This window comes from Mycobacterium sp. NGS39 (assembly GCF_059812765.1).
Map to the genome: position 1 here is coordinate 243,164 of NZ_JCALDH010000008.1, position 6,457 is coordinate 249,620.

At 67.6% G+C, this 6,457-nt stretch carries 6 protein-coding genes; all 6 read left to right on the forward strand.

All coding sequences use genetic code 11. From position 1 onward, the window contains the following. The first annotated feature begins 5 nt into the window (after positions 1–5). Positions 6–2,612 (forward strand): HAMP domain-containing sensor histidine kinase, encoded by a 2,607-nt coding sequence (locus AC5Y39_RS13770; RefSeq protein WP_500017936.1) that lies wholly within the window; start codon positions 6–8, stop codon positions 2,610–2,612. Next, positions 2,609–3,016, forward strand: a complete 408-nt coding sequence (locus tag AC5Y39_RS13775) for a roadblock/LC7 domain-containing protein (RefSeq protein WP_500017937.1) — start codon at positions 2,609–2,611, stop codon at positions 3,014–3,016. Before AC5Y39_RS13770 ends, AC5Y39_RS13775 begins: the two co-directional genes overlap by 4 nt. A 6-nt stretch (positions 3,017–3,022) precedes the next feature. Then, the gene (locus AC5Y39_RS13780; RefSeq protein WP_500017939.1) at positions 3,023–3,379 is read left to right on the forward strand and encodes a DUF742 domain-containing protein; all 357 of its coding nucleotides are present in this window, start codon (positions 3,023–3,025) and stop codon (positions 3,377–3,379) included. Continuing rightward, positions 3,360–3,935 carry a GTP-binding protein gene (locus AC5Y39_RS13785; protein WP_500017941.1) on the forward strand — a complete coding sequence of 192 codons (576 nt, stop codon included), beginning with the start codon at positions 3,360–3,362 and terminating at the stop codon, positions 3,933–3,935. The genes AC5Y39_RS13780 and AC5Y39_RS13785 overlap by 20 nt, the downstream gene beginning before the upstream one ends. A 123-nt stretch (positions 3,936–4,058) precedes the next feature. Continuing rightward, positions 4,059–5,570 (forward strand): flavin-containing monooxygenase, encoded by a 1,512-nt coding sequence (locus tag AC5Y39_RS13790; RefSeq protein ID WP_500017977.1) that lies wholly within the window; start codon positions 4,059–4,061, stop codon positions 5,568–5,570. Positions 5,571–5,609: 39 nt separating this feature from the next. Next, the coding region (locus AC5Y39_RS13795) for an SDR family NAD(P)-dependent oxidoreductase (RefSeq protein WP_500017943.1) at positions 5,610–6,457 on the forward strand (848 nt) is incomplete at its 3' end.

Consider the following 6,457-nt stretch of genomic DNA (forward strand, 5'->3'; position numbering starts at 1 on the left):
CAGCGATGACGATGTTCGAGCAGCCGGTGCTGCCCGACGACGCGGAAGAAAGTCCGCCCGCTGCGCCGCCCAAACGTCCGCCTTCGTGGTCGCCGTCGAATTGGCCGGTGGCCTGGAAGGTACTCGCAATCGTCGTCATCCCGATCGCGCTGGCCGTGGCGTTCGGCGGTCTGCGCGTGTACCACAGCGTCAACGACGCCCGGAATCTGCGCGCTGCCGCCGCCCGCGCGGACCTCGTCGCACCGATCGAGGACTACACCGGCGACTTGGAAAGCGCACTGCTGGCCTACGCGTCGGGTCCCGACGGCCCGGTCGCCCGCAAGGCGTTCGACGACTCCCGCGCCGAGCTGGAGCGCAAGCTGGCCGGCACCGACGTCGACTCCGACGTCCGCTCCGGCATCACCACGCTGTTGAACAGCGGTCCTGCGTTACTCGACCGGGCCGCGTCGAACAGCATCGGAATCCGCGACACCGTGACCACGTACGCGCCGATCCTGCTGACCGCCGAAGACGCGATCAACGGGTCGGTGCGGGTGGATGACGAACAGATTCGCGCGCAGGCCCAAGGGCTCAGCCGCGCCGTCGGGGCGCGCGGTCAGATGACGATGCAGAAGCTTCTGGTCAACCGTGGCGGCGAGCTGCCGGAGCCGGAGCTGCGCACGTCGATGATCACGCTGGCCGGCACCGAGCCATCCACGCTGTTCGGCATGAACCAGGTGCTCGGCGTGGGCTCAGCGGACGCGAAGGCACTGCAACAGCAGATGGTCAACCGGATGGCCGTCATGTCGGATCCGAACGCCGTGCTCGCCGGCAATCCCGACCTACTGCAGTCCCTGCAGGCCACCGACGACATCGCCAAGAAGGTGATCAGTGACACCACGCCCGCGGTCACCGGCGCGGTGGACCAGCAGGCGTCGGCGGCGCGTGCCGCCGCGATCCGGGACGCGGCGATCGTCCTGGTCGCGCTCCTGCTCGGGATCGTCGCCGTGGTCCTGGGCGCTCGATCGCTGGTCCAGCCGCTGCGCCGGCTGCGGGAGGGCGCCCTGCGGGTGGCCCACGAAGACCTACCCGCCGAAGTGGAACGCATCCGCGCCGGACACGAGCCGCAGCCCGTCGTGCCGATTCCCGTCTACACCACCGAGGAGATCGGCCAGGTCGCCCACGCGGTCGACGACCTGCACGAGCAGGCTTTGATGATGGCGGCCGAGCAGTCGCGGCTCGCCCTGCACGTCAGCGACATGTTCGAGACGATGTCGCGGCGCACCCGCTCGCTGGTGGACCAGCAGCTGTCGTTGATCGACGAGCTCGAACGCAACGAGGACGACCCGCGGCGGCTGGAGGCGTTGTTCAAGCTCGACCACCTGGCCGCCCGGATGCGCCGCAGCGGCAGCAACCTGCTGGTGCTGTCCGGGGCGAAGCCTCGCCGCGAGCACGCCGAATCGATGGCGGTGGCCGATGTCGTCAAGGCGGCGACCTCGCAAGTCGAGGACTACCAACGGGTGGTCATCACCACGGTGCCGGACAGCGCGGTCGTCGGCTCGGCGGCACCCGACGTCGTGCATCTGCTCGCGGAGTTGATCGACAACGCGCTGCGCTATTCGCCGCCCACCTCCGAAGTTCGGGTGTCTGCCGTGCGCACCGGTCCGCGCGGGCTGGTCATCGAGATCAGCGACAGCGGCCTCGGCATGACCGAGGGCGACCTGCGGATGACCAACATGCGCCTGGAGTCCGGCGGGGAGGTGACCCCCTACACCGCCCGCCACATGGGGCTGTTCGTGGTCGGGCGGCTGGCCCAGCGGCACGGGCTGGTGGTGCGGCTGCGCAGCTCGGTGGCCGGCGAGCCCGGCTCGGGCCTGACCGCCGGGGTGTTCATCCCCGCCGAGCTGATCGAACAGCCGGGCGCGACGGGGTGGACCCGCCCCGAGCAGCGCGACGAAACCCTGGAAAGCGACGACGCGACGGCAGCCGTCGGTCAGGCTGCTATCCGCGCTGCAGTCGCGGAACCAGCGCAGCGCAACGACACACCGGCGCAGGACGACCAGGACTCGCTGCTGCCGCGGCGGGCTCCCGGCGCCAGCGGCATCGTCGCGCTGCCCGGCGAGGAGCCGCAACAGGCAGCGCAGTCCCGCACGCCCGCGGACACGTCGGCGTACTTCGCGTCCCGTGAGCAGGCCGCCGAACCGCCGGAACCTTCGGCACGGACCCGGCCGCCGTCGTCACCGCTGGGTGACACCGACGTGATCTTTCAGAAGATGGTCTCGGAGTGGCTGATCGACCCGCAGGAGTTGATGCAGCCTTTCCAGTCGTGGGAATCGGTATGGGACAGCGGCTGGGAGGCGGCCGCGCAGGCCGAAGAGGCGCCGGTCGAACAGCGCACCGAGCACGGCTTGCCGGTGCGCGAACCCGGCGCACGGCTGGTGCCCGGCTCGGCTCAGCGCTCCACCGGGCGGCCGAACGGCGCCGCGCACCGCAAACCTGACGACGACCGCGACGTGGATGCGGCCGCCGAGCGTGACCCCGAAGCCGTGCGGGCGTCGTTGTCCAGCCACTGGAGCGGGGTGCGCGCCGGCCGGTCGCACGCGCGTGAAGACGACGCGGGAGACGACGAATGACGCGTCCCGCGCGCAACCAGTCGCTGGACTGGCTGGTGTCGGCGTTCGCCCGGGACGTGCCCGGCGTGTCGCATGCGATCCTGGTGTCGGCCGACGGCCTGCTGGTGGCCGCCAGTGCGCACCTACCGACAGAACGCGCCGATCAATTGGCCGCTGTCAGTTCGGGATTGGCGAGCTTGTCGACAGGCGCGGCGCAACTGTTCGAAGGCGGCCGGGTGCTGCAGTCGGTGGTCGAGATGGAAAACGGCTACCTGCTGCTGATGCGGGTGGGAGACGGGTCACACCTGGCGGCGTTGGCGTGCACGTCGTGCGACATCGGCCAGGTCGGCTACGAGATGGCGGTCTTGGTGGAACGCGTTGGGGCAGTTGTGAAGTCGGCACGGCGAGCGACGCAGCAGTCGTGAGGCGTGATGAACCCCCGCAGTGAACCGAACCTGGTACGGCCGTACACTCTGACGGCCGGGCGGACGAGCGCGAGCATTGCGTTGCCGCTTGAAGCGCCGATCGCGGTACGGCGGTCCGCCGACGACAACGGCTGGCTTCCCAACGACGTACGAGAGGACATCGTGAAGCTCTGTGCCGCAAGGCCGTCCGTTGCGGAGATCGCGTCGAAGCTGAGCCTGCCGCTCGGCGTGACGCGGGTGCTGGTGGCCGACCTGGTCGAGTCCGGGCACCTGCGCGTACTCGCCACTCTCGACGACGACTCGTCGGTCGAGGAGCGGCGCGAGTTGATCGGAAGGACGCTGCGTGGCCTCCGCACACTCTGAGACCCAAGCCTCCACCAAGATCGTGATCGCCGGCGGATTCGGCGCAGGCAAAACCACTTTCGTCGGTTCGGTGTCCGAGATCATGCCGCTGCGCACCGAGGCGATCCTCACCGAGGCCTCGGTGGGTGTCGACGAACTCGACGGCACGCCCGACAAGAGAACCACCACGGTGGCCATGGACTTCGGCCGCATCACCCTGGCCGAAGAGGATCTGGTGCTGTACCTGTTCGGCACGCCAGGGCAGCGCCGCTTCTGGTTCATGTGGGACGACCTGGTGCGCGGTGCGATCGGCGCGATCATCCTGGTGGACGTACGCCGGCTGCAAGACAGCTTCGCAGCCGTGGACTTCTTCGAAGCGCACAGACTGCCGTTTCTGGTGGCGGTCAACCAGTTCGACGGCGCACCGCGCTACCCGGCCGACGAGGTGCGCAAAGCGCTTTCGCTGCCACCCAGCGTTCCGGTGATCAACGTCGATGCCCGACAACGGGATTCGGCGAAACAGGCGCTGATCGCGCTCGCGGAGTACGCCCTGGAACAGCTGACGCCGGCTCGGTGAGCGCCCTACCGGTTACTATTCGGTAACCTACGCTAACGTAGGTAGGTGCGTTCGCCTCTGCGGGGCGATCAACTAGTGCGGTCTGGAACCGTCGACAGATGTAAGGAGCAGACCGTGACGCAGATGCCGTCCAGTCCCTCGCATCCGGATCGCCTGCCGGGTCACGTCGGCGTCGCGATCGTCGGTAGCGGTTTCTCCGGCCTGGGCGCGGCCGTCAAGCTGGACGAAGCCGGTCACCGAGACTTCGTCGTACTCGAGCGCGGCACCGACGTCGGCGGGACCTGGCGCGACAACACATACCCCGGCGCCGCCTGCGACGTGCCGTCGCACCTGTACTCGTACTCGTTCGCCCTGAACCCGGACTGGACGCGGTCGTTCTCGAGGCAGGAGGAGATCCAGAACTACCTGCGCGGAGTCGCTCGCCGGGCCGGTGTCCTCGACCGGCATGTGTTCGGCTGCGAGGTGAAAAGGGCGGCGTGGAACGAGCGCCGCAACCACTGGGAGCTGTCGACCTCACGCGGGACGATGACTGCCGACGTGCTGATCGGTGCCTTCGGTGCGCTGGCGGAGCCCAAACTGCCGGACATTCCCGGGATCGAGGGCTTCGACGGTGAACTCTTCCACTCGGCGCAGTGGAACCACGCCGCCGACTTGCGCGGAAAGCGCGTCGCTGTGATCGGCACGGGCGCGTCGGCGATCCAGATCGTGCCGGCCATCGCGGACACGGTGGGTCACATCGACGTCTATCAGAGAACCGCCCCCTGGCTCTTGCCCCGATTCGACCGGCCGTTCACCTCTGTCGAGCGGTGGGCGTTCCGCAATGTGCCCGGTGTGCTGTGGCTCGCCCGGTTCGGGATCTACGCCGCCCGCGAGACGCAGGTGGTGGGGCTGGCCAAGTATCCGCCCCTGATGAAAGTTTTCGAGTTGATATCGCGGGCCAAGATCCGCAGCGAAATCCGCGACCCCGACCTGCGGCGCAAGGTCACGCCCAATTTCCGCATCGGATGCAAGCGCATGCTGATCGCCAACGACTGGTATCCGACGCTGGACCGCGACCACGTCGACTTGATCACCGACGGCATCGAGCGGGTGGAGGGCCGCAGCATCGTCGCCAAGGACGGCACCGCGCGGGAAGTCGACGCGATCATCGTGGCGACCGGCTTCCACGTCACCGACTCGCCGATGTTCGAGACCATCTGCAACAGCGACGGGCGAAGCCTGGCGCAATCCTTCGCCGACAAGGGCATGCAGGCCTACAAGGGCACCACCATCGCGGGATTTCCCAACGCGTTCTTCCTCGTCGGGCCGAACACCGGGCTCGGGCACACGTCGATGGTGTACATGATCGAGTCGCAACTGAACTACGTCATCGATGCGATCGAGACCATGAAAGCGCGCGGGCTCACCAGAGTCGAGGTCCGCCGAGACGTCCAAGACGCCTACAACGAACAACTCCAGCGCAAGCTCGCGCGCACCGTGTGGATGACCGGCGGCTGCGCCAGCTGGTATCTGGACGCCCACGGCAACAACACGACCCTGTGGCCTGACTTCACGTTCCGGTTCCGCGCTCAGACGAAACGCTTCGACGTCGATGCCTACTTGACATCGGCGCGTCAGCTCAGCGACGCGAATTGATCTGCAACGCAACACAACTCGTCGGGAAGGCAGAACACCGTGGGATCGTTCGAACGCAAAGTGGCGGTGGTCACCGGTGCGGGCTCCGGCATCGGGCGCTCGCTTGCAGTGGGCTTGGCGCGCCGGGGCGCGCGGGTGGCCGTCTCCGACATCAACGAAGAGGGGCTGGCAGAAACCGCTGAGATGGTCACCGCGCTCAACGGTGAGCCGCATGCCGAACTTCTCGATGTCAGCGACCGCTCGGCAGTGCAGACCTACGCATCGTCAGTCGCCGCACACTACGGAGTGGTCCATCAGATCTACAACAACGCCGGAATCGCAAGCGGTGCAGCGCCACTCATCGACTGCGACTACGAAACCTATGAGCGGATCATCGCGATCAACCTCTGGGGCGTCATCAACGGCACCAAGGAGTTCCTGCCGCACTTGATCGAGTCCGGCGACGGACACGTCGTCAACATCTCCAGCCTCAACGGCCTGATGTCCCAAGCCTCGATGACCGGTTACTGCACCACCAAATTCGCCGTGCGAGGATTCACCGAGGCACTTCGTGCCGAGATGTTGTCGGCGGAATATCCGGTGAAAGTCACCGTCGTGCACCCGGGCGGTATCGCGACGAACATCGCCACGTCGGCCCTCACCGAGGCCGAGCGCGCCGGCCGGGAAATCACCGACGCGCAGCGCCGACGCGCCGAGGCGTACAACCGCAAGCTGCTCAGAATGTCTCCCGAGCGAGCCGCCGACATCATCCTCGACGGTGTCGAGGCCAACCGGAGCCGGGTGCTGGTGGGCAGGGACGCCAAAGGTGTCGACCTGCTGGTTCGGCTCCTTCCGCGCTCCCACGTCCGGCTGGTTCTGTGGTGGGAGAAGCGGATCTTCGGCGGCTA

Coding starts and splice junctions, on each gene's coding strand:
- AC5Y39_RS13770 (WP_500017936.1), top strand. CDS start 6: ATGACGATGTTCGAGCAGCCGGTGCTGCCCGACGACGCGGAAGAAAGT.
- AC5Y39_RS13775 (WP_500017937.1), top strand. CDS start 2,609: ATGACGCGTCCCGCGCGCAACCAGTCGCTGGACTGGCTGGTGTCGGCG.
- AC5Y39_RS13790 (WP_500017977.1), top strand. CDS start 4,059: ATGCCGTCCAGTCCCTCGCATCCGGATCGCCTGCCGGGTCACGTCGGC.
- AC5Y39_RS13780 (WP_500017939.1), top strand. CDS start 3,023: ATGAACCCCCGCAGTGAACCGAACCTGGTACGGCCGTACACTCTGACG.